Origin of the sequence: Catellatospora sp. NPDC049133, assembly GCF_040648455.1 — a bacterium.
Taxonomy (GTDB): domain Bacteria; phylum Actinomycetota; class Actinomycetes; order Mycobacteriales; family Micromonosporaceae; genus Catellatospora; species Catellatospora aurea.
Map to the genome: position 1 here is coordinate 1 of NZ_JBEZDT010000101.1, position 1,045 is coordinate 1,045.

General features: G+C 47.3%; 1 protein-coding gene. It reads right to left on the bottom strand.

What is annotated here, in order from left to right:
• Window positions 1-28 precede the first annotated feature (28 nt).
• Window positions 29-961 (bottom strand): GGDEF domain-containing protein, encoded by a 933-nt coding sequence (locus tag AB0B35_RS42185; RefSeq protein ID WP_361057555.1) that lies wholly within the window; start codon window positions 959-961, stop codon window positions 29-31.
• Window positions 962-1,045: the final 84 nt, after the last annotated feature.

Here is a 1,045-nt window from a genome sequence, read left to right on the forward strand (position 1 = left end):
GTAGTGTGCGTGACCTCGGTCCGGTGGATTACTGGGCTTCGTGCACGTTGGTCAGCAGCACCAAAAACTCTTCCCCGCCGTAACGCACCACGATGTCGCGCGAACGCACCGCATCGCGAATGGCGACCGCTACCTGCACCAGAGCCCGGTCGCCCATGGCGTGGCCGTAGCTGTCGTTGTAGACCTTGAAGTGGTCGATATCCAGCAGCAGCACGTAGTGGCGGCCGGTTTGCGGTTCCAGCAGCATAGTGATCTTATTTTCCAGGCCACGCCGGTTATAAAGGCCGGTCAGGGGATCGAGCATGCTCAAATTATTGAATTTGTCCCGCTCGTTATACAGGTTGGCCACCAGCGCGTGGGTAAAGATTTCACTGCGTTTCAACATCAGGTGATGAATGGAGAAAGCGATAATAGGTAATAGCGTGGTGAATAATATCCGCAGGGTATTATGCATGCCGTCTAAAGCCAGGATCACCATTGCGGAAGGCACGGCGTGTAAACAAAAGGCGGTAAAGTTATCCGTCAGAGAAATAGCGCTGATAAAAAAGATGCTGAACAAACTAATTAATAAAAAATCTTGGTTATTCGGCAAGCAATATTGACTTTTAACGTAAATATGTGCGGCCCACAGCAGGCCAAGCACGCTGGAGAACAGGTTGAGTTTGCACAAATATTTACGTGGCGTTTGCAGAGAAAATAGCGCTGCTACCAGACAAAATAGCGGTATACATAATAAAGGTAGGGTAAATGCGGGCGTATCCCTAAAAGGGAACAATAATGTAAATACGGAAGAGGCGGCATTCATTATCAGAAAAAGAAATAATGCCAGGCGCTGCTTGCTGTTCAGTAATTCCTGATAAGAACGGGCGTTCATACGGAGGTCACTCTTTGCAAAGTCGTTCTGTCGAATAATTAAGGTTGAGAAGCATTCCCTTGGCGCGAATATCCACTTGAATTGCATGGTTGAGGATTGTGATTATTATCATGCAAACAGGACTAGGAATTTTCTTATGTCAAATTATCATTTTTTCCTGCTGGTGTCATC